Below are 19971 nucleotides of genomic sequence, written 5' to 3' on the forward strand. Positions count from 1 at the left end.
GAACTACATCAATTTTATATGGTGCTAAAATAATCTGAAGATTGGCGGCTCTTTTAATCTGGAAAACAACATCCTACTAAGTGGCAGTTAAGATTTTAATGATAGTAAGGGGCGGCAGCATTTTTTGCTGTCGCTCCTTGACTACCCAGCAGCAAAGACAGACGGGGCTGTCAACGGCGGGCGAAGCCCGTTCATCTTGACCGTTGACTGGCTCGTCTGTCTTTGCTATTTATCAATTTTTCGTAACAGAATACTACACATAACAGTAGCTAAAATAAAAATCAAGAGCAGTGGCAAAAGGCTTTCAAATTTAAAAGCATTTTCCGCCAGTAGTTTATATCCCCATGTAGCCGGAAATAGTTTTCCTATTGTTTCAAACGTTTTTGGAAGTAGTTCAATAGGAAACATAATTCCAGAAAGCATGGTTGACGGCAAAAAAACAATAATAGAAAACATAGAAGTTTTTGCCTGGTCTTTTACTGCCAAACCAATTATGCTGGCAATACTTAATGATACTGCAATAAAAACAGCGAGGCTGATGAAGTACATACCCGGATTTTTTGGTATTTCAGCGTTAAAAGCCAGTGGCGCAGCAATATATAAAATAATGCTCATGAGGAACAAATGAATATACGCTGAAATGTTTGTTAAAGCAAGACCTAATATTAACGGAACACCATTTGCTTTATAGACTTTTTTAATATCACTGCTGTAAATTTCAACAAGAGAGGGCGGCAGACCAATCAACGCCCCCATTGTCACACCAAATACAGTCATGGACTGAATAAGCGTATATCTCGCTTCCGGCATGACTGATGTAAATATACCGCCCATAATTACAAAGAACAAAAGAGGTACGATATAGCAGGTTATAAGTAATGTCTTACTCCTTATGTCTAACTTCCATTGTAAAGAAACTCCGTATAAAAAAGCTCCCATTGTTACTCCCCCTTTGCAATTTTTATAAAGTGCTGTTCCAGTGAACCACGGTCTATCTTAATATCTGTGATAGTTTCTCCTTTTTCCTTGTACTGCATGAGCAGCGAAAGTAGGGAATTTCCGATATTTTCCGATTCATAGTTTTCAGTCCTGTTTTCCGTTTGGATTGTGATATTATAATGCTTCCCGATTGTATCGCCCAGTTGCCCGACAGTCCCGATAAAGGCAATTTTGCCGCCGGAAAGAATAGCAATCCGGTCACACAAATTCTCAACTTCTGCCATATCATGGCTTGCTAATATGATTGTCTTTCCGATTGCTTTTAACTGACGGATTTGTTCATGTAAAGATATTTGCCCCTCAACGTCAAGTCCTGCTGTTGGTTCATCAAGAAACAAAATGTCGGGATTTCGTGTTAATGCAAGCGCCAGATGGAGCCGCCGCTTTTGCCCGGTTGATAATTGATAATAAGGCTTTTTTGAAAGTTCATAAATACCAAGAGCGTCAAGCGTTGCTCTGTCAAGAGAGGTCTTATTCCATTTAGCAAACAGCTTTACAGCTTCCAGTGCTTTAATGTATTTCGGCAAAGAAGCCGATTGTAATTGAATGCCCATGATTCCATTTATAGTAATGTTTCCGCTGTCATATTTTCTTAAACCCTCGATACATTCAAGCGACGTGGTTTTTCCAGCTCCATTCACGCCGAGCAGAGCAAAAATTTCTCCTTGTTGTATATTAAAATCTAAACCTTTCAGCACAATGTGAGTTCCATAACTCTTTGATAAATTGCTGATTTTTATAGCTTCATTCATTCTGTTTCCTCCTTAAATGGGTCAATGCCTAAACGGGAAAAATAAACACCTAATGCTTGTTCAACATATCCGTTCGCAATATCCTGGGCTACTTTCCATTTATGGTCTGCATTCTGAAACTGCCCTAATTCAATCAGTCTGGGAAGCATACTCATATCTCCGCCAGTGAAATCCATAATCATATCCCAATAGGCTTTTGCAAAATTCTGTGTCTCATCACTATCCGCAGGAATATTCGCATTTTGAAGTCTTATTGCTTCGTTTTGAAGCTGCATGAAAGTGTTCACAAATGCCGTTCCGCTATCTTTGTCAAAATGGTTGCGGATATGGTCAAGCGTTTGGTCGTCAAAATGTTTAATCAGCCAATAGAAATCGTTTTTCATTTGCAGATTAACAATAATATCCGCATATTTTTTGAAATCAACTGATTGCATTTGAAGGACTTCTTCCCGCAGCACCTCCAATTCTCTCAACGATTCAGACAGACTTTCTATTTTCCGTTTGACAGTGACTGCCTGCTCCATTAGAACATCAGCAATTTCATCTGGTGTATCAAGCAGAATCAGTCGATTTTTTATGTCGTCCAAAGAAAATCCCAAATGTTTGAGCGATAAAATCTGATGAAGTTTTACTATGTCTTTATCTGTATATAACCTACGCCCCCCTTCACTCATGGCAGAGGGGGAAAGCAAGCCCTCTCTGTCGTAATGTTGTAATGCCCGTACAGTAACGTCCATTTTTCTTGCAATTTCACCAACGGTCATATAACCTTGTGGTATCGCTTTATGTTTATCCATGTCACACCTCCTCGAATAGTATATCTCATTACGTTGCGTCACAAGCAAGTGCTTTTAAGAAGATTTAAGAAAAAATACGGAATAGTGGGCTGCTGGCGGTCTATCTGTTGTTTTCAGTTGCTTGCTTCTTTACCGTACATGAGCATTCGCGCCCGGATTGTCGTTGCCGTAACCCTCCATGAGATTGATAACGCCCCAAATGCCAAGTCCGGCTCCAAGTGCCACAACAAGGGTCTGCAAAACGTCTACTGCGCTATTGAAAAATGCCATGAATATATCCTTTCTGCCGCGTCTGCGGCTGTCCGGCAAGCGGACAAAAGGCGGTCAGCGTATGGTCGCCGCCGCATAAAAAAACCGCCCTGTGATAAAGGCAGTGTCCCCACGTCGCGTAAGTCCTGCGACGCGGCGGTATTCAGTTGTAAGGGTTTGGGCGGTGCGTTCCCCGGTAGGGGCGCGTACCATGTAGCCCGTGTTTACGTTTTTGATTTCCGATCAGCTCCTTAAAAAATTTTTTTATGAATGACAGGTAGGAAAGGGTCTTTTTCCGTAGCAGTCGGCGGTGTGGGAATGTGGGTAACTGGCTGCTCTTTTGGGGCTGTGGGAAACGCTGTTTGCAGGACGTGGGAAAGCCGCACTTTGGCTTTTCCATGTGCTGTGAATGGCGTTTTCCATAGCTCATAGCCTGTTATCCACATTTCCACGGCGCAAATCTTTTACGCCCTGTCACTGTTTCGGGATAAGCCCCATGCGGCGGGCTATTTCCTCCGCGTAAAGCTCCACATAACGGCGTTCCATTTCCTCCCGCCACTGCCAATACTCCTGTATTGCTGTGTCAATGGCGACTGCCATATCCAGCAGCCACTTCATTTCAAGCTGCTTCCGCTGCTTCTCCTGTTTCTTTCTGATACGCTTATTCATTTCTTGCGTCCTCCTGTAAATGCGCCCGGTTCTTCTCGTAAAGCCGTTCGCAATCCTTGATAAATTTCCGCAGGGCGGCTTGCCGCCGCTGTTCCTCCCGGATTTTGGGGTTGACAAGCAGGGTGAACCGCCGCCTGTCAGTTCCGGGGTGTTCATTCATGGTTTGTGTCCTCCTGTAAGCCCTCCCCGTCAATCTCGTAGTAGTCAAATTCCTCGTCCGGCTTCACAATGGCGGGGCGGCGTTTGATGTGCTTTTCCATGTCAAAGGCGTTTTTCGGGTCTGCGTCGGAAAGGTACTTGTATTTCGGGTGCTTCGTTATATCGAATTTGTCCGAAAAGAACGGGCGCACACCGCGCACCTGTAAAATGCACTTGCCCCCGTCCATGACCGCGATCTCGTCCTGCGTCATAAGCTCTTTGCCACATTGTCAAGTGGTGAATTCAATAAAGCACAAAAAAATAACCTCTCCCCACAATAGGAGAGAGGTCATCCATAAAAACTAATAAGTATCATCTAATTCTCTAGCTTCTTGAAACTTTTGAATATGATGATGATTTTTTCGTGCTATTTCAGGAGCATTTTCCTCTAAATAATATTGGGTAGCTGCATACATTCTCTTCCCTTTAGCTGGTAAAAGTTTCATAAGGAAATCTCCAGAAATACCATCTTCTGGCATTTTTATTTCCCCAATCATACTATCGAATATACCAACTAACGCAGAAAATTTTAGAACAACACCCAGCAATTCCATTTGAATTCTTTCTTCATACTCAAATAATATTTCTTTTCCAACCTTTATACCCTCTTCATTAAGTATTTCATCAAATTTACCAGTTCCACGAACAGTATTATCTTTTAAATAAGTTTTGAATGGTTCTTTTTCTATTAAACACCTGTATAATTCTTCTACTCTTTTTACATCCTCAAATACGAGTTCTTGGCTTGCATCAAATTTTACATTAAACACTTTTTCAATTTCGACAATTTTATGCCAAAATTGAATCACTTCATCTGGCACTACACTTACTTGGTTTTCCTCGTCTGTTTTAATTGGCATACCACACAAAGTTCCTTTTCCTTGTATGAATGCATTAAAAATTTCTTTAGATGCAAGCACATCAGACACTGATTTTGAAGAACACATTGTAATATTAATTTTCATTTTCCCATTTTTTTTGGTAGGGTCAAATGAATAATTCATGCTTAGTGCCCCTTCTTCCACTGTCGCTATTTTTACTTCGGTAATACTGTTTACTGGTTGTCTCTGAACCATAAGTGTCAGTGAAAAACCATTCCCTGCCACTTCTATAGGAAATGGCGGTGGAAATGGCGGTGCTGTTATACACATTCGACCATCTTTCAACTGCCAATTCTTCATTGGCGCAATAATAAACTTATCAGCGGCAATTTTCTGTCCATTTACAGTATAGCAACCATCTTTGTCTGGAATAAGATCAATATTTTGTTGTGCATTATATGCATAGGCAACAACATCATTCATAGAAAAATTATTTTTTTGTGCAAAAAGTGATTTTGCTTCTTCTGGAAGGCGAATACAAACAGGCGTAAAATCCATTACTCCGTCACAGTCAAGTCGGCAAAAACCATCATGGTCTTCAATATAGCGAAATCCCTCTGGTAAATCTTTACTAATAACATCTAAAACTGATTCAGGAGTTTTCATCGTAAATTGTGGTTTTTTTACAAAAGTATCTTTAAAATTTGAGAACATTAGAAATCCTCCTTTACATTATCCCACGTAATAATTCTAGAAATCAGCTTTCGTTTTACTATATTGTCCTTCCCTACTCGCTCAATCACTTTGCATAATTTTTCAACATCATCATCTGTCTGAAGAATTATATATTTTACATCGTCATAATTAAATTTAAGCCAACATTTTTCATTTTCACTAATTGTCTTATTTAATACATCCAGACAAGCAATCTCATTATCTGTAACAGCTTGGGGAAGATTTATTAGTGCCACATCGGGTATAAATCTCCATTCACATTCATCTGTAAAATTTTTTTTAATATTTTCTCCCTCTCGTGGCATAGTGCCTTCAATCGGTTTCATATAGTACATTTGCGTCAGAAGAAAATTTGTAGCAGCATCATCTTTCTCCTCATTTATTGCAATATTAAAGGCATTTGAAAAATCTGCACATAAAATAGAATGTTTATTTATGTAATGTATCGGCTGAATGCCTTTATTAATACCCCAAGACTTAGAAAAGGCAATTCCATATGTTCCGTAGAAATCCATATGTTCTTCTAATCTGTGGATACTTATATCGCAAAAGCACGCCATAGGATATGCGATTTGATGCAAGCCTATATCTAAATAATCTACGTTTTCACTGTAGTATCTAGGAATCATGGCTCCCTTCTCAAGAGCCTGAAATAAATATTTTGAATCTTTAAAAAATCTGAATAATGTGTTAGCACTTTGTTTTGGAGGAGTATATTCTTCTTGAACTCTTTCTTCTAACGAAACAGAAATACGAGGCACATTTTTATTAGTCATTTTTATCTCCTAGTATAATCATAGTAAATATACGAAAATTGAACTGCTAATTTGCAATGAAATAATTTTCGCATAAAACTCAATCACTGTCTCCCAATATAGGTATCTCACCAACAAAATTATATACAATCTTAACTTCCTGGCATTTCTGCCCGTCCACCTTCCTAACCTCACCCACCAAAATCTTACTGATAAGCCGGTTCAGCACAGCTTCATCCAGTTCCTGAATTGCAGCATATTTGCGGATTTCCTGCATAAATGTCCGAACGTCGCTTTCCTGCTCGTCTGTACGACGCATCACCAGCATCAAGTCCTGAATCCGTTTCCGGTTGGCATCCTGTTCCTGCTCCAATGTTGCAGTCAGCTTCAGAAAACGCTGTTCTGTCAGGATGCCCTTTGCCTTGTCGGTATAAAGACTCATAAACATACTGTCTATCTCCTGATTCCTTGCTTCCAGCCGGTCACATTCTTTCTTCATTTCCGAAGCATCCGCCATATACCGCCGTTCCATACGGCTGGACAAACGCTGATAAAATACGTCTGCATCTTTCAATGCCATCGCCGCCAAATCCTGTATATCTTTCAGTACAAGGTTATACAAATCCCTTGCTTCAATCTTGTGGCTTGTGCAGGCGTTCTTCCCCAGCCGGTTATAAGTCTGGCAGATATAGTATGCCTTGTCTATCGGCTCCCGCTCTTTCCCGGTAAACCGGTTCTTGCCGGTTCTCCCGACCTTCTCATAGCGCACCTGCATGGATTTCCCGCAGGTAGCGCAGTAGATAATGCCATGAAAAAGATTATAAAACGGGCAGGCGTTTCCTTTCATAATCGTCGGCCTGCGGTCAATGATCTCCTGCACCTGTTCCCACTCCGCCGGTGTGACAATCGCTTCATGGCAGTTTTCAATCATTTCCCAGTCCTCACGGGGAATGATGTCGTAAGTATTGGAGCGGATGCCCTTCTGGTGTGTCCGGCAGACCAGATGCGCGCCTTTGTAAAAAGGATTCCGCAGGATATGACTGATCCTTGCGCTGCCCCAGGAATAGTAGTTTACATCACATTCCGTATTGGCTTTCACCCTTGTAATCGGCACTTTATCATCCATCAACTGTTTTGCAATCCGCATACAGCCCCAGCCATCCAGCGCAAGTTCAAAAATCCGGCGGATTACCGGCGCAGTTTCAGGGTCTGTAATCAGATGCCCTTTTTCATCCGGATCACGCATCAGCCCAAGCGGCGGCTGTCCTCCGCAGAATTTCCCCTGCCTGGAACGGGTCATGCGCCCTGCCAATACCTTTTTGGAAATGTCACGGCTGTACATGTCATTCAGGATATTTTTGAACGGCGTAATATCCATTTCCTGCCTTGTCAGGCTGTCCACCCCGTCCGTGACTGCAATGTATCTTACATTATGCTTTGGGAAAAAGATTTCGATATAACTGCCTGCTTCAATGTAATTTCTCCCCAGCCTAGACAGGTCTTTGGTAATCACACAGCCAACTTTCCCCGCTTCAATATCGGCAATCATTCGCTGGAAAGAAGGGCGGTTGAAATTGCGCCCAGTATAACCGTCGTCCACATAGTATTCATACTGGAACATGGCGTTTTTCTCGGCATAATCCCTGAGCATAAGCTTCTGGTTGCTGATGCTCATGCTTTCATTCTCCCGGCTGTCTTCAAGGGAAAGCCTGCAATAAAGGGCAGTTATCTTCTGATTGATCTGATTTTTCCTGTTCATAGTCATTCTCCTTTTCTATGAACAGGGACACGATATAAGTATAATACCATGCCCCCGCCCATTTATCAACGGATTCCTCCAAATTTCCCGTTTTTCCGTATCCCCTGCGCCTTATCCCGCTTTCCGCCCCAGCCATTCCTCAAACTGCCCGCAGGCCTGCCGCTCAATCAGCTGTTCAAAGGCCTCCTGCATGGTCTGGCTGCCGGAAAACTCCCGTGTCACAATAAACTGCACCTTTTTACGTCCATCCTGTTTCTCTTTCTTCTTTTCTTTGTTATTCTGCATAAGCATCTGCCTCCATAAATGAAATAAGCCGGACAAGGATACGGCAACGAAGTCCGGCAACAGACAGCGTAAAACCTGTGATCTAATGTCTGGCCTGTTATTTTTACTTTTTATATTTTCTTTGGATTCCTCGTTGCTTTCGTTGTCATGGAAATATAAACAATAATAAAATTCAGCTAAATAAGCGGTTTCCCGGACAGCAGGGCAGCGCATCCACCGGCAACGAACCCGGCAACAACACAGCAACCTGCTTGGCAACCAGTATACAAAATCACTCCAGCCACTCCTTCGGTATCTCCAGCTGCCGGGCTTCTTCCTCCGTCAGCTTCAAAAAACCGGCTTCGTTGCCGGACAGTCCGTTGCCGGAATCCGTTATGCGCTCCCATCCTTTCTGCCTGCCGTACCCGGCAAATGCCCTGGGATTGGAGAAGTACCGCCAGCCGGTGACAACAGAGTTCATAATCTCATTGATGTCATGGATCTGCCAGCGTTTCGGCTCGTCGTATTCATGGTGCAGGGCTTCCCGATAAAGCTGTTTGGAACATACCTGATTGCCCTGATAGGTTTCCAGAAATCCGACAATCATCCCGGCTTCGGTGTCCTCCGGCATAAAGTCCTTCTGAACCTCCGCCAATTTCTTCTGTATGGACTTGCTGAATTTCATGGAATAATTCCCGCCCCGGTAAATCTCCATGGCTTCCGCCCACACCTGCAAAAGATAGGCTCTGGAACCGTCCTCGTCCTCCAAAATGTGTACTTCTGCATCCTCCGGGCAGACCATCACCGGCAGGAATCGCCGGTTCCCGGCACGGTCAAGGGGCAGGAAGTCCAGCCGGTTTGACGTGCCGCCGAACACACACTGCCGGAGCCGGTCTTTCGGCTGCGATTCATAAGGTGTCCGGTAAGTTTCCTTCTGCCTGCTGATAAAAGAGCGGATTTCCTCAATACTCTTTGCGCTGCTGGTGGCAAGCATCTCCGACATTTCAATAATCCAGTGCCCCTGCAGCTTCGTAAATACCTTATCATCATCAAGCTTCTTTAAATCATCGCTGAACCATTCGTCTTTTATTGCCAGCAGGCGGAAAAAAGTGGATTTCCCTGCCCCCTGCCCGCCTACCAGGCAGAGCATTTCCTCATATTTTGAACCAGGCATGAACACACGCCGGATTGCCCCTAACAGGAAATGCTTCAGCATCTCCTCCACATAATCATCCACATCAGCCCCCAGGAAATGGCGCAGGCAGGAACGGATGCGTGGCGTCCCGTCCCAGACAAGCCCCTCCAGGCAGTCCTTTATCGGGTGGTAGCAGTTCTCATTCGCCACGATTGCTAGGGCAGCCTGGATTTTCTTTTCGCTGGTCAGCCCATAGTTTTCCTCAAAATAAAGGAGCAGGTATTTAATATCTGTATCCGTAAGTGCGCTGGTGTTCCTGCGCCACCCCACATCCCGCACAATATCGATCCGTTCTGTCAGTAAATTCAACCGAATTGCCCCTTTTAAAAGTGGGTCATACAGGAATACTGTTTTGCAATTCCCGATTGTGTTCGCTATCTGTCCCTTTTGTGTCATGGAAAGGCTTTCCCTGACCTCATCGACCGTCAGTGCCGGTAGGAGCAAGTCTGCTGTGTTCATCACGGCCTGCCTTGTGGCGGGCGACAAGTCCTGAAATCCGTTCCCCAATCCGTATCACTTCCTTTCCATGCTCCTTGACAATGGCAGCTTTTTCCTCTGTTGTGCCAGCCAGCAGGGTATCCAGCAGATATTCTGTATAGGTTTGCTTCTGTAAAGCCTCCACAAACAGGGGATGCCATTCTTCCCCCAGAGTTTCCGGTGCATACTCTGTTTTCCATTTTCCTAATAAATGGTTATACTCCGATAATATCCGGCAACACTGCAACTCTGCCTGCTTTAACCTCAATTCTTCAGATATTTTTTTCTTTACCGGGCGTGGGGAAGCCCGCCCTTTGTTGTCGTAGCTGATACCAAAATCGGAAGTCAGCTTCATAGCCGCCCCAAGATTATTCAACCCATACAGCCTTGCGGCAAAATCGATCACATCACCGTCCGCCTGGCACCCAAAACAGTGGAAACGCTTATCCACCTTCATGCTTGGATACCTGTCATCATGGAACGGGCAGCACGCCATGCCGTTCCGGTTTACCCGGATGCCGTACATCTCAGCCGCCTGCCTAGCCGTCACATTTTCCTTTACTGCTTCAAATATATTCATACTATCCCTTTCCGAAATAAAAGAGCATCTGCCGTCCCCGTGAAGAAAAGCAAATGCTTTAAATTTCCATATCCTTTTTTGTTACCAGTTTTATCCCATCCCTGCGCTCCATGCGTTCCCGGTTCGCCCGGTCTGCTTCTATTTTCCCTCTTGCAAGCCTGTCCCTGACAGATTCCCGTGCTTTCTCCTTAATCTGTTCCTTATTCGCACGGCTTACCTCCGGTTTTTGGAGCGCCGACTGGACTTTCCTCAGCACCTTTTGCGCTGCATTTTTTATCTGCTCCTGGACTGTGTTCAGGCATTTCACGGCAAAATCCCTTTTCTCCTTCGGGGCTTTCCGCTCCGGCGAAGCCAGCCACTTTTTATAATCTTCAACTGCCCGGATGTCCTCTTTCTGTGTCTCCGCCCGGACGGTATCCGATACAACCTCACAGGCTTTCTCATAAGCCGTGTCTGCCACTTCCTCCACCAGCGATTCTATGTCTGCGATCTTCATGGTGACAGTGGCAAGGGCCGCCTGTTTTTCTGAAAGTTCCTGCTTCTTTTCCCCAATCAATCCTTCCTGTTTTTCCAGTTCTTTTTCCTTCTCTGAAACAGCCTTTGCCACTTTATCAAATTTATTTTCCTGTTCCGCTATGGCTATGGTATTTTGCCTTAAAATTTCTCCCTGTGCGGAGAGTTTTTCTTTCTGCTTTTCAATGATGAAATCCTGCTTTTCCAGATAGCCCCTGCCGCCGTAACTTGGCTCTGTCTGCAAATGCAGTCTGTGCTTCGCACAAATGCGGAAAAGCATCTTCCGGCACTCTGCATCAAACGTCTGCTTACGGTTATTATTCCTGCCCTTTTTCTTATCCGGATCAGGGAGCGGCACCCCCAGTTCTTCCAGCGCCTTTTCCTGCTGCGGGCATAACTCCCCATACCGGTTTTCACAATCAAAAACGTGCCGCTCATGGATATGCGGAGTGCCTTCGTCAAGGTGCAGTGCCCAGTTTAATATGTGGACGTGGGAGCCGAACTTTTCCTCCATCTCCGCAAAAAATTCTACTGCAATCTCCGCCAGCAGTCCCCCCGGAACAGATTCCTCTACTGTTCCGATCTGGTAAATGCTTTCTTCCGGACATGTCTTGTTGTTAGTGAGCAAGTCATCCACCGTCCGGTTGCGCTCTGTGTGCCTGTTCTTTTCGTTCCGCTCATTTTGCGCCTGTACATGGTCTGCATAATGCTCATAATAATAAATCCGTTCAATCTTCTCAAAAGAATAATCGTTTTCCCCGCCCTTCTCCCTTGTCAGGGCAGAAGATAAGCCGGTATAACAATCCCAGTAAATATTCTGCCTTGTCCGTTCCATGTCAATATGCTCACTGCTCGCCACATCAAATCTCCGGTCATTGTGTTTGGGATTGTAAGCGCCATTTTTCCCGACCCTGCCGTTGTGTCTGGTTAGTTTCATTCTGTCCTCCTTCTTTTCAAGTTTCTCTCTGCGGAAAAGGCAGCTTTGCTGCCGAATCTGCCGGTTTTTGCGTCAGATAATACCCAGTACGAATTGGCGCAAGCGCCAACTCTAGCTGGGCAAGGCGTTTCACCCTTGACCCGATAAGGACTGCCGCCCTTAACCCGCCAATGGGCTTTGCCCCTTGACCCCAACAGGGCGCTTCGCCCCTGTACCCAGAGCAGAGGGATTGCATCCTCTGCACTCCTGCACAAAGGGCTGCGCCCTCTGTACACCTGCCCGCATTTTATATATTGGGCAAAACAAAAGCGATCAACTTTTTCCACGGTTGATCGCCTTTGGCTTACATATTATTTTATTTTTTTGTTAATTCTAAATACATCCCCATAAGTTCAGCAACACATTTACTTTCTGTCATATTCTTAATAGAAAAACCATAAGCCTGCATAACAGCTCTGTCATTATTTTGGTGTGCTTTTCTTAATTCTGGCGGCATAGTAAGTTCCTCATATAATACTGCAAGGCTGCTTTCTGGATATAACGCTCTTGCGTCTAAAATTGCCTGAGCTGTCAATTTAATTCTTTCTCTTTGTTCTTCTGTAGCTTTAGGCCAAGGAAATGTGTTATAGACCACACTTACAGAATATGTAAAATCTTCTCGAAATCTTCCTGCAACTGTACGAAGCCATGCATTATGTACATTTGAAGATAATATACCCAGTTCGTATAATCCTCCCTCTCTCATCACTTGCAATTTATTATTTACAAGTACGTCAGGCGTTAAAAAACCAATCGGAACATAACGCCTTCTACCAGATGATGTTTGCGGAATTACCAAGTATTCTTTATCTGGCATATTTTCAAAATGAAATTTTGCCGGAGTATCTGCAAGTTTTCTTGTCGGGGCGCTATTGGAACTTAACCTATATTCTTTTATTTCTTCTAATTTTTGTAAGGCTAACGGCATTTTATATAGCAAATGAGGTGGAATTCTGTTGATTAGCAAAAACCATCTCTCAACATTATTTATAAATTCCCGGCTACCCATATAACGATAAAAATAAGGTTCTGACTTTGGCTCTTTACTAATAAAGGCTTCTTTTTCTTCTGGCGTAAATGCACATATGGCATTATCAAGGGGCTTACTGCCATTACTAATCAATGGAACATTAGAAATGGGTTTCTTCTGTCCTGAAATCCAAACATTTTTAGCTTCCATTAAATAACCATTGATATAATCAACTTTTTTAATACTCCCACCATCTAAAATCCATCGTTCTTCATTTGTATTCCCAACAACAAATTCTATGATGACGCAATGAACGCCTGCTTTAATTTTAGCTTCACTTTGCCAATTAAAAGAACGAATTGCATATACGATGTTTAAATTATATTTTTCAAACAGATTTTTCCATAATAGAATAACTTGTTCGCCTTGTGTGATTGAGCTTGTAGAAACAAAACCTGCTTTTATAGATGTATTTTGCATATATCTTGCAGCCACAATGTACCATAAACAAACATAATCCAAATCACCATTTTTAGGAAAATCATATGCAACATCATTCATATCCTGTCGCTGACTTTCTCCCATACGCCTTCCCGCTGAAAATGGCGGATTCCCCATAATATAGTTGAGCTTTTGTTTTGATACAATGCTCTCCCAGTCCAGCCGGAGTGCATTGCCTTCTGTAATATTGGTGTAAGATTTCAATGGCAAAAAGTCCAGAGACATATGTACAATATCTTCTGTCTTTTTCATCATTTGGCTTTCTGCAATCCATAATGCTGTTTTGGCCACAGTGGCCGCAAAATCATTGATTTCAATTCCATAAAACTGCTCTATAGATACCTTGATCGGGCTAAAACTTTCCAAACCGCCAAATACAATCTGTCCATGCTGCAATTCAGAAATTACCCGATTTTCCAAACGGCGGATTGAAAGATAAGTTTCTGTCAAAAAATTTCCACTTCCACATGCCGGATCTAAAAATACCAGTGATGCCAGTTTTTGTTGAAACTCTTCCAGCTTTTTCTTCCGTGTACGTTCTACAGTCAATTCACAAATCGCTGCCAACTCGCTTTGCAAGTCATCCAGAAACAGAGGATCAATAACTTTGTGTATATTTTCAATAGAGGTATAATGCATCCCGCCCAGCCGCCGTGTCTCCGGATTTAATGTGCTTTCAAATACAGCGCCGAAAATAGTAGGGCTGATTTCAGACCAGTTAAATTCAGAACTTGCTTTGTTCAGCAGTAAATCCCTCATTTCATCAGTAAATGGTGGAATTTCTATCTTTTCACCAGCAAACAACCCACCATTCACATAAGGGAACTGCGCTAATTCTACTTCCAAAAACTTTTCCCGTTCTTCGGGCTTTGTATCTAAGACTTGGAATAACTCAATCAATGCTTTCCTTGTATGGTGTGTATCATTTGCAGCCAGGTAATCATGGAACATTCCATGCCTGCCAAAAATACCAGCATCCTCGGCATAAAGGCAGAATACCAGCCGGACACAAAGCACATTCAGGCTTTTCAAATCTTCCGCTGTAGGATTCTCCCCATACCGCTTGGAAAACGCATCATAAAGAATACCTACAATCTCCCCAGCCTGAATTGACACTTCCATTTCCCGCTGCAAATGTTCATTTCCAGTATCAACCAAAAATGCCAGCCGATAATATTCTTTCTCTAGATTTTCAAGCAGAATTTCTTCTGGCTCTCCGCCTGGACGTTCCATATCATATACATAGAATGTGTTAAAATTGCAGGTCACCACCCAACGTGGGTGCTGCGACAAAGGCAGTTCTGTAATATAGCGCTTTGCCTGCTGAAACGGTGTCAGCAATGTCCCATCTGACTGCTTAATAGGCTTTTTCATATCTTTGTTTAAACCCTTCTGCTCAATCAGCACCTTTGTTGACGGAATCGTGCCGTCAATAAAACTTGTATGATCTAAGTGAACCTGCTCTTCAAATATTATAAATTGTTCGGGATGCTCAACGCCATATACATCCCGAAGTAGGGAAAGCCAAAAAGATTGGCTCTCGCCCTTTTCATAGCCCTTCCCTTTCCAAAATGCCGCAAATGCTTTTGCCGCCGCTCTCTGCTGTGAATCTGTCATGCCGTACCTCCCTGCATAGCGGCATTTACAAAATTGTGTACGTTTTGAAAACCGTAAAACAAGTATACAAGATTGAAGATTTTTGGTAGAAAACAGGGCATTTTTATAGTATTATGGAAGAAGCAAATATTAAGCGGGCATTTACAGGAACGTACACATTTCTGTAAAAATGCCCGCTTACAATAACTTGGCTTTTTGGTAAATTTCCGCCCGATAACGGAACGTGGACAGCGGCATACCGCATAGTTCCGCTGCTGCCGTTCCAGTAACTTTCCCGGCTTTCCATAACTGGTAGGCTTCATGGAAGTTCTCCGGCAAAGGGCTTGGCGGCCTTCCGAAGCGTACCCCTCGGGCTTTCGCCGCCGCAATCCCTTCCGCCTGCCGCTGCCGGATGTTTGTCCGCTCATTCTCTGCCACAAAAGACAGCACCTGTAATACAATGTCGCTTAAGAATGTCCCCATCAGGTCTTTGCCCCTCCGGGTGTCCAGAAGCGGCATATCCAGCACCACAATGTCAATCCCATTCTCCTTAGTAAGAATCCTCCACTGTTCCAGTATCTCTGCATAATTGCGCCCCAGCCGGTCTATGCTCTTGATGTAGAGCAGGTCATCCTTTTTCATCCGCCGCACCATTCTCTTATAGGACGGGCGGTCAAAATCCTTGCCGGACTGCTTATCCATAAAAATATTCTTTGCCGGGATAGACAGTTCTTGGAATGCCAGCCTCTGCCTGTCCTCATTCTGGTCACGGCTGCTGACCCGGATATACCCATATATGTTCGCCATAGTTCCTCCTTCCTGCCGTACCGGAAGAACGGCTCCAGGTCTCGGCAATATTTCTTTTCAATGTTTCCATGATACTTTATGCCCCTGCCATAGCAAACAGCTAAAACAGCAGCTCTGCACCCGATATTTTGGACACAAGCCACCCCATATTCACCATCATTTTGCGACAGCATATAACGCTGGTTCCCCAGTTCACTGGTAACAGAGTGGTGGCGGACAAAATGTCCGCCACCACATTACAGGGATTATCAGATCAAAAATACGAACTGCCATTTTTTCAACGTGAACGACAAAATGTCGCTCACATTGTCTGCCTGCAAAACAGGCCTTTTCTATTCACTCTTATGCAATATCCTGTATGGCTTGAACCGGCTGGAACCCATGCTCTTTTGCATAAGCCCTTGCCGCTGCCCGGCGTTCTTCGCTGTAGGGCGGCACAAGCCGGATAGACAGCCGGGATTTATCCAATACATAGGTCACGCTGCCTTCCGGCGTGGTTCTCTCCAATCGGCACAATAGCGGATACTTACGGCTGAACTCCGCCAGCCTGCGCTTCAAATCCGCATTAAACGTATAAACACTGGCCTCGGATTCCCCCTCATTAAAGTTCACGATTGTTTCTCTCTCATATTTAGACAGCTTCTTCATACATATCCTCCTCACGATTTGTGCTTGACTCCACAGCCTTCATAAATCTCTTTGCCCTGAAATATCCTCCCATCTCCATGCGGAGATGATGATAGAAGCAGGAATGCCAATCTTCAGAGCCTTCCGTTTCCATTTTCCGGGCAAGTGCCAGCAGCCAGTGCTTCGCTTCCTGATCCACGGTCAATGAAACCAGCCACTTCAGTCTTGTGACCGTATTGTAGTAATCTGGGCATCCATATACATACAGCACTTTCTTTTCTCTTATATCCAGCTTCATAAATACCTCCGTTTCTGCCGTCCCTGCGGCATTTTTCATTCTTACTCATTGCTGCTCCTGCACATTCCCAGCGCCTTTTGCCATCCAGTCAAAAAATGCTTTCTTACTAACTTTAATCAGCCTGCCGCTTCTGAATGCCGGGAATCCCGGCGTGTGAACCAGCTCATAGGCGCTTGCTCTTGAAATTCCCATAATGCGCCGGATGTCCGATACATCCAGAACCAGAGGGAGGTCATCATAATTTTTTAATTTTTTGTTGTCGCTCATTTCCTTGCTCCTCCTCATATTTGAATTGATAAAATCCTGTTCTTCATTTGAATGTTTCCTGTCGCCGTTCTGCCTGCCAGCCGTTATCCTCAAAGCCCCATTCCTGCGGCGTATCCCGTATTGGCACGCTCCCCGGTTCCCCGGCTCCTAGCGTTGCTTCCCCTCACGGTCATATCACTGTCAGACGGTCATTCACTTGTCAATGTACTGAATGGTACGAAATTACCATGTGCAATCATCATATCGGCTTTCCCTTGACAAACGCAATACTTATGCAGTACTATGAGTGTAACGGATATTGCCAAATTATAAAATTACCATAAACATTAGGGGGATTAGAAAAATGGAAATGGAATTCGTGCGGCATGAACCGTGCTATGACCGTATCCTGCTTGTCCTTTCACTGGACAGGCAGAAAAAGAAAGAGCGCATCCTGATCGGCGGGGAACTGCAGATCCGCTTCCGCCTGCGGGGAAACACGGATACCGATGTCCTGTGCGATGCGACACGCCCTCTGGGGACTTTCCTTGCGGAGTTTGAGCATGACCCGGACGGGGAATGGAGCCGCCTGGGGCTGATGCCGCTCCGGGAAGCCCTGCACTCCAACCGCTGGAAGCAGCCTGCACTGGAGCAATCCGCCGGGGAGTTTCTGTCAAAAAAATATCTCACCGGCGATCCGGTGAGGATGTATGCGGCATGCTGGCTATGGTTTCCCCGGCAAGGACGCTCTGGAAGATACGGCGCACAACGGCGGCGGCTTCCTCGTCAATTATCCATTCTCCTTTTTCTTCTTCGGGCGGCTGTTCATGGTGAGCCGTTCCGTCTGTGTCAATGGGATATTGTTCTCAAATACCGGGTCTGTGTACGGCTTTATATCGTCGGCGGTTCCCCAACGTGCGGAACCGTACTCAATGCCTTTGCGGTATTTCTTCGCGTTCTTGCCTTTTAGGTAAACGGCAAGCCGGATAATCACCGCCCCGGCAACGCCGATCAGCAGGTCGGCGGGGTGGAAGCTGGGCGCGGCACTGGCAAAGGCGGCTGTGAAGCCCTCCCCAAGATGTAAAATCTTTTGGCTTGCGTCCATGCCGGGGGAAAGCCGGACAGCCGCGCCTACCTTGTCAAACAGGTACACAAAGAGCAGATACGGGAGATTGAGAATAAGCAGCTTTTTGATTTCCGGCTTCATAGCGATACCTCCCTGTCCTTGTGTTTGGTCTGCTGGCGGCTGGCGTTCAGCTCCTTTGCCTTTTCCCGGAAAGCGGCTAATGCCTTTCGGATTGAGGGCTTTTTATCCTGCGTCAGCTTCTTTGCGGAAAACTCCTTGAAAGCGGCGGTCAGCGCGTCCGCGTCCCTGCCCTTGAAGAATACAAGGTAGCGGGGCGGGGTTTCCGCCGCGTCCTTTTTCAGCGCAAAGTCGATACCATATTTTTTCGCTGTACTCTCAAAGGCTTTGATGTTGTCCTTTGTGATCTCAATGTTGGAAACGCCTGTATTCTGCTTCATAAGCTGCTTTAGGGTCTGCTTCCCGTGGGGGATTGCCTGTCTGTCAAGCTCTTTCTTTGCCTGTGAGAGCAGCTTTTTGATTGCCTTTTGCAGCACTTCGGCGGTCAGCTTCCCGGTCTTGATATACAGGGCAACGGTTTTTTCGTTGATTTCGTCCTGCATGGGGTCTGTCCCTCCTTTCGGGGTAGTCTATGGGGCGGCGGTCAGATACGCACCCGCAGCCCGTTTAAGTCGTTGGCTCTGATACCCACCAAGTACCATTCCTGCGCCATATTCATTTCAATGCGGGTCGGCTTCCACTTGCCGCGTGTGAACACGTCGAAACAGTCCCCGCAATGCAGCCCGCCGTAATAGCTGGCAAGGTCAAAGCGAATGTCGTAGCGGTCTGTGCGCTCGTCAAATACCAATGCTCCCGTCATTTTCTGTGCCATAATAAAATCCTCCTTTTGTGGTTGTGGGTGGTTACAGGCTTTCGCCCGGTTTGAATGAATAGGGGTCGTGCGGCTCCTGTGGCGCAAGTGCGCCGCTTGCCATGTCGTGAGCCACAAGGGACGTGTAATAATTGCCGATTGTGGACGGGGCATTGAAAAGCACCGCCCGTAAATACTGCTTGATGTTGCGGATTTTGGTTGTGTTCTCTTTCATGCAGTCCAGCACAAAGCGGATATGTTCAGCGTCCAGCTTCATAAACTTTGCTTTTACCAGCTCGGCGGGGTAGTCGTCCCCGGCAATGCGGATCGTCTTTCTCCGGGTACAGACGGTTTCCAGCATGAGGTCTACAATTTCATTCAGCCTGTCCCCGTCAAACTTCATATCCTGTATGAGAATGTCATAGTCGATATTTTCCTTGATGATCTCCCGGTAAATCTCAAAAGCGGTCTGTGCTTCCGCTTCCTTTCGTTTCCGTTCCGGCGGCGTAGCCGCTTCCTGCTCCAAAGGAGAGGGGTTAGGGGAATGGATAGGAATGGAATAGGTACTTTGTAAATCCGTATTTCTTTTTTCTTTTGTTGGTAAGTCAGTTCTTTGTATATCTTTATTTAATTGCATTGGATTTTCCAACGTAGGTTTTTCCAACATTGGTTTTTCCTGCATTGGATTATCCAATGTTGGATTTTCCAATGTAGGTAAATCCGGCGTAGGTTCTGTATGCGGCTGCTCATAGATTACATAATCGGCTCCCCGCAAGCGTCCTTTCTCGTCGCGCTCCCGTGATCGGACGATATACCCGGCGCGTTCCAGCTCCTTTATGGCTTCCCGGACAGCGTCTATCTTTTCCCGGTTGATCTGTGACAGCCCCGCAAGGGTGTAGTCCCAATCTTCGGGAAGGGAAAGCATTTGCGACAAAAGCCCCTTTGCCTTTAAGGTTAGCTCCTTGTTGCGTAAATGGTGGTTGCTCATAACGGTATAGCCCTTGTTGCGTTCCACTCGGAAAACTGCCATAGCTTCATCACTCCTTTGGTTGTGGATTTGTTATGCGATAGAACGCCATTTTGCCGGGGTTAGGTATAAATCCCTGTCCCCGGCAAAAGTGCGCCCGCAAAGCCGCATATAGCAAGGCTCTTTTTGCCCCTACTGCGTAACATGAGGGCATAAAAACCTGCTAACAAAAGTCAAGACTTTTTAGCAGGTTTTTAAATAAATTTGGGGTATGAATTTTTCCCAC

General features: G+C 45.1%; 23 protein-coding genes and 3 pseudogenes. 1 reads left to right on the forward strand and 25 read right to left on the reverse strand.

Annotated elements, in window-relative coordinates; genetic code table 11:
• Positions 1-225 precede the first annotated feature (225 nt).
• From D7Y06_RS19475 to D7Y06_RS19570, 21 genes and pseudogenes are all read right to left on the reverse strand, one after another.
• Positions 226-939: an ABC transporter permease gene (locus tag D7Y06_RS19475; RefSeq protein ID WP_016289854.1), complete on the reverse strand. Its 714-nt coding sequence runs from the start codon at positions 937-939 to the stop codon at positions 226-228.
• 2 nt (positions 940-941) lie between these two features.
• Positions 942-1751 carry an ABC transporter ATP-binding protein gene (locus D7Y06_RS19480; protein WP_004060547.1) on the reverse strand — a complete coding sequence of 270 codons (810 nt, stop codon included), beginning with the start codon at positions 1749-1751 and terminating at the stop codon, positions 942-944.
• Complete coding sequence (locus D7Y06_RS19485) at positions 1748-2548, reverse strand: MerR family transcriptional regulator (RefSeq protein WP_004060549.1); 801 nt, start codon at positions 2546-2548, stop codon at positions 1748-1750. Before D7Y06_RS19485 ends, D7Y06_RS19480 begins: the two co-directional genes overlap by 4 nt.
• Before the next feature lie 129 nt (positions 2549-2677).
• Positions 2678-2818, reverse strand: a complete 141-nt coding sequence (locus tag D7Y06_RS19490; RefSeq protein ID WP_002586628.1) for a Maff2 family mobile element protein — start codon at positions 2816-2818, stop codon at positions 2678-2680.
• Positions 2819-3271: 453 nt separating this feature from the next.
• Positions 3272-3466, reverse strand: a complete 195-nt coding sequence (locus D7Y06_RS19495) for a hypothetical protein (protein ID WP_044990163.1) — start codon at positions 3464-3466, stop codon at positions 3272-3274.
• On the reverse strand, positions 3459-3626 hold the full coding sequence (locus tag D7Y06_RS26615) for a hypothetical protein (protein ID WP_199714790.1): 168 nt from the start codon (positions 3624-3626) through the stop codon (positions 3459-3461). The genes D7Y06_RS19495 and D7Y06_RS26615 overlap by 8 nt, the downstream gene beginning before the upstream one ends.
• Positions 3619-3888 (reverse strand): annotated as a pseudogene (locus D7Y06_RS19500) (VirD4-like conjugal transfer protein, CD1115 family); the annotation flags it as partial. The gene D7Y06_RS26615 and the pseudogene D7Y06_RS19500, both read right to left, overlap by 8 nt.
• 78 nt (positions 3889-3966) lie before the next feature.
• Entirely contained in the window at positions 3967-5199 is a 1233-nt protein-coding gene (locus tag D7Y06_RS19505; protein WP_120409364.1) for an abortive infection system toxin AbiGii family protein, read from the reverse strand.
• A complete protein-coding gene (locus D7Y06_RS19510; RefSeq protein WP_120409365.1) occupies positions 5199-5996 on the reverse strand; it encodes an abortive infection system antitoxin AbiGi family protein in 798 nt (265 codons plus the stop codon). Before D7Y06_RS19510 ends, D7Y06_RS19505 begins: the two co-directional genes overlap by 1 nt.
• Positions 5997-6075: 79 nt before the next feature.
• Complete coding sequence (locus D7Y06_RS19515) at positions 6076-7734, reverse strand: recombinase family protein (protein ID WP_120409366.1); 1659 nt, start codon at positions 7732-7734, stop codon at positions 6076-6078.
• Positions 7673-7870 (reverse strand): hypothetical protein, encoded by a 198-nt coding sequence (locus tag D7Y06_RS26120; protein ID WP_120409367.1) that lies wholly within the window; start codon positions 7868-7870, stop codon positions 7673-7675. Before D7Y06_RS26120 ends, D7Y06_RS19515 begins: the two co-directional genes overlap by 62 nt.
• The gene (locus D7Y06_RS26620) at positions 7846-8019 is read right to left on the reverse strand and encodes a hypothetical protein (protein WP_199714792.1); all 174 of its coding nucleotides are present in this window, start codon (positions 8017-8019) and stop codon (positions 7846-7848) included. Before D7Y06_RS26620 ends, D7Y06_RS26120 begins: the two co-directional genes overlap by 25 nt.
• Before the next feature lie 271 nt (positions 8020-8290).
• Positions 8291-9652 (reverse strand): virulence-associated E family protein, encoded by a 1362-nt coding sequence (locus D7Y06_RS19530; protein WP_120409369.1) that lies wholly within the window; start codon positions 9650-9652, stop codon positions 8291-8293.
• Positions 9609-10250, reverse strand: a complete 642-nt coding sequence (locus tag D7Y06_RS19535; RefSeq protein ID WP_120409370.1) for a CHC2 zinc finger domain-containing protein — start codon at positions 10248-10250, stop codon at positions 9609-9611. Before D7Y06_RS19535 ends, D7Y06_RS19530 begins: the two co-directional genes overlap by 44 nt.
• Positions 10251-10308: 58 nt before the next feature.
• Positions 10309-11700 (reverse strand): serine/arginine repetitive matrix protein 2, encoded by a 1392-nt coding sequence (locus D7Y06_RS19540; protein ID WP_120409371.1) that lies wholly within the window; start codon positions 11698-11700, stop codon positions 10309-10311.
• A 16-nt stretch (positions 11701-11716) separates the two neighbouring features.
• The gene (locus D7Y06_RS19545) at positions 11717-11935 is read right to left on the reverse strand and encodes a hypothetical protein (protein ID WP_120409372.1); all 219 of its coding nucleotides are present in this window, start codon (positions 11933-11935) and stop codon (positions 11717-11719) included.
• Between the two features lie 120 nt (positions 11936-12055).
• Positions 12056-14827 carry a DNA methyltransferase gene (locus tag D7Y06_RS19550; RefSeq protein WP_120409373.1) on the reverse strand — a complete coding sequence of 924 codons (2772 nt, stop codon included), beginning with the start codon at positions 14825-14827 and terminating at the stop codon, positions 12056-12058.
• Positions 14828-15004: 177 nt separating this feature from the next.
• Positions 15005-15613: a recombinase family protein gene (locus D7Y06_RS19555; RefSeq protein ID WP_120409374.1), complete on the reverse strand. Its 609-nt coding sequence runs from the start codon at positions 15611-15613 to the stop codon at positions 15005-15007.
• 342 nt (positions 15614-15955) lie between these two features.
• Positions 15956-16261 (reverse strand): molecular chaperone, encoded by a 306-nt coding sequence (locus D7Y06_RS19560; RefSeq protein WP_120409375.1) that lies wholly within the window; start codon positions 16259-16261, stop codon positions 15956-15958.
• A complete protein-coding gene (locus tag D7Y06_RS19565; RefSeq protein WP_243119409.1) occupies positions 16245-16577 on the reverse strand; it encodes a hypothetical protein in 333 nt (110 codons plus the stop codon). Before D7Y06_RS19565 ends, D7Y06_RS19560 begins: the two co-directional genes overlap by 17 nt.
• 6 nt (positions 16578-16583) lie before the next feature.
• Entirely contained in the window at positions 16584-16805 is a 222-nt protein-coding gene (locus tag D7Y06_RS19570; RefSeq protein ID WP_120409380.1) for a helix-turn-helix domain-containing protein, read from the reverse strand.
• A 343-nt stretch (positions 16806-17148) separates the two neighbouring features.
• Between D7Y06_RS19570 and D7Y06_RS28345 the strand changes: the two are divergent.
• Positions 17149-17514, forward strand: a pseudogene (locus D7Y06_RS28345) (hypothetical protein); the annotation flags it as partial.
• Between the two features lie 72 nt (positions 17515-17586).
• On the opposite strand, the pseudogene D7Y06_RS19580 reads toward D7Y06_RS28345, so the two are convergent.
• From D7Y06_RS19580 to D7Y06_RS19595, 4 genes and pseudogenes are all read right to left on the reverse strand, one after another.
• Positions 17587-17991: pseudogene (locus tag D7Y06_RS19580) on the reverse strand (VirD4-like conjugal transfer protein, CD1115 family); the annotation flags it as partial.
• On the reverse strand, positions 17988-18470 hold the full coding sequence (locus tag D7Y06_RS19585; RefSeq protein ID WP_120409376.1) for a PcfB family protein: 483 nt from the start codon (positions 18468-18470) through the stop codon (positions 17988-17990). The pseudogene D7Y06_RS19580 and the gene D7Y06_RS19585, both read right to left, overlap by 4 nt.
• Before the next feature lie 41 nt (positions 18471-18511).
• Positions 18512-18739 (reverse strand): DUF5348 domain-containing protein, encoded by a 228-nt coding sequence (locus D7Y06_RS19590; protein ID WP_120409377.1) that lies wholly within the window; start codon positions 18737-18739, stop codon positions 18512-18514.
• 31 nt (positions 18740-18770) lie between these two features.
• Entirely contained in the window at positions 18771-19748 is a 978-nt protein-coding gene (locus tag D7Y06_RS19595; RefSeq protein ID WP_120409378.1) for a DUF6017 domain-containing protein, read from the reverse strand.
• Positions 19749-19971: the final 223 nt, after the last annotated feature.

The organism is Roseburia sp. 1XD42-69, assembly GCF_003612565.1.
In the GTDB taxonomy this organism is placed as follows: Bacteria; Bacillota; Clostridia; order Lachnospirales; family Lachnospiraceae; genus Roseburia_B.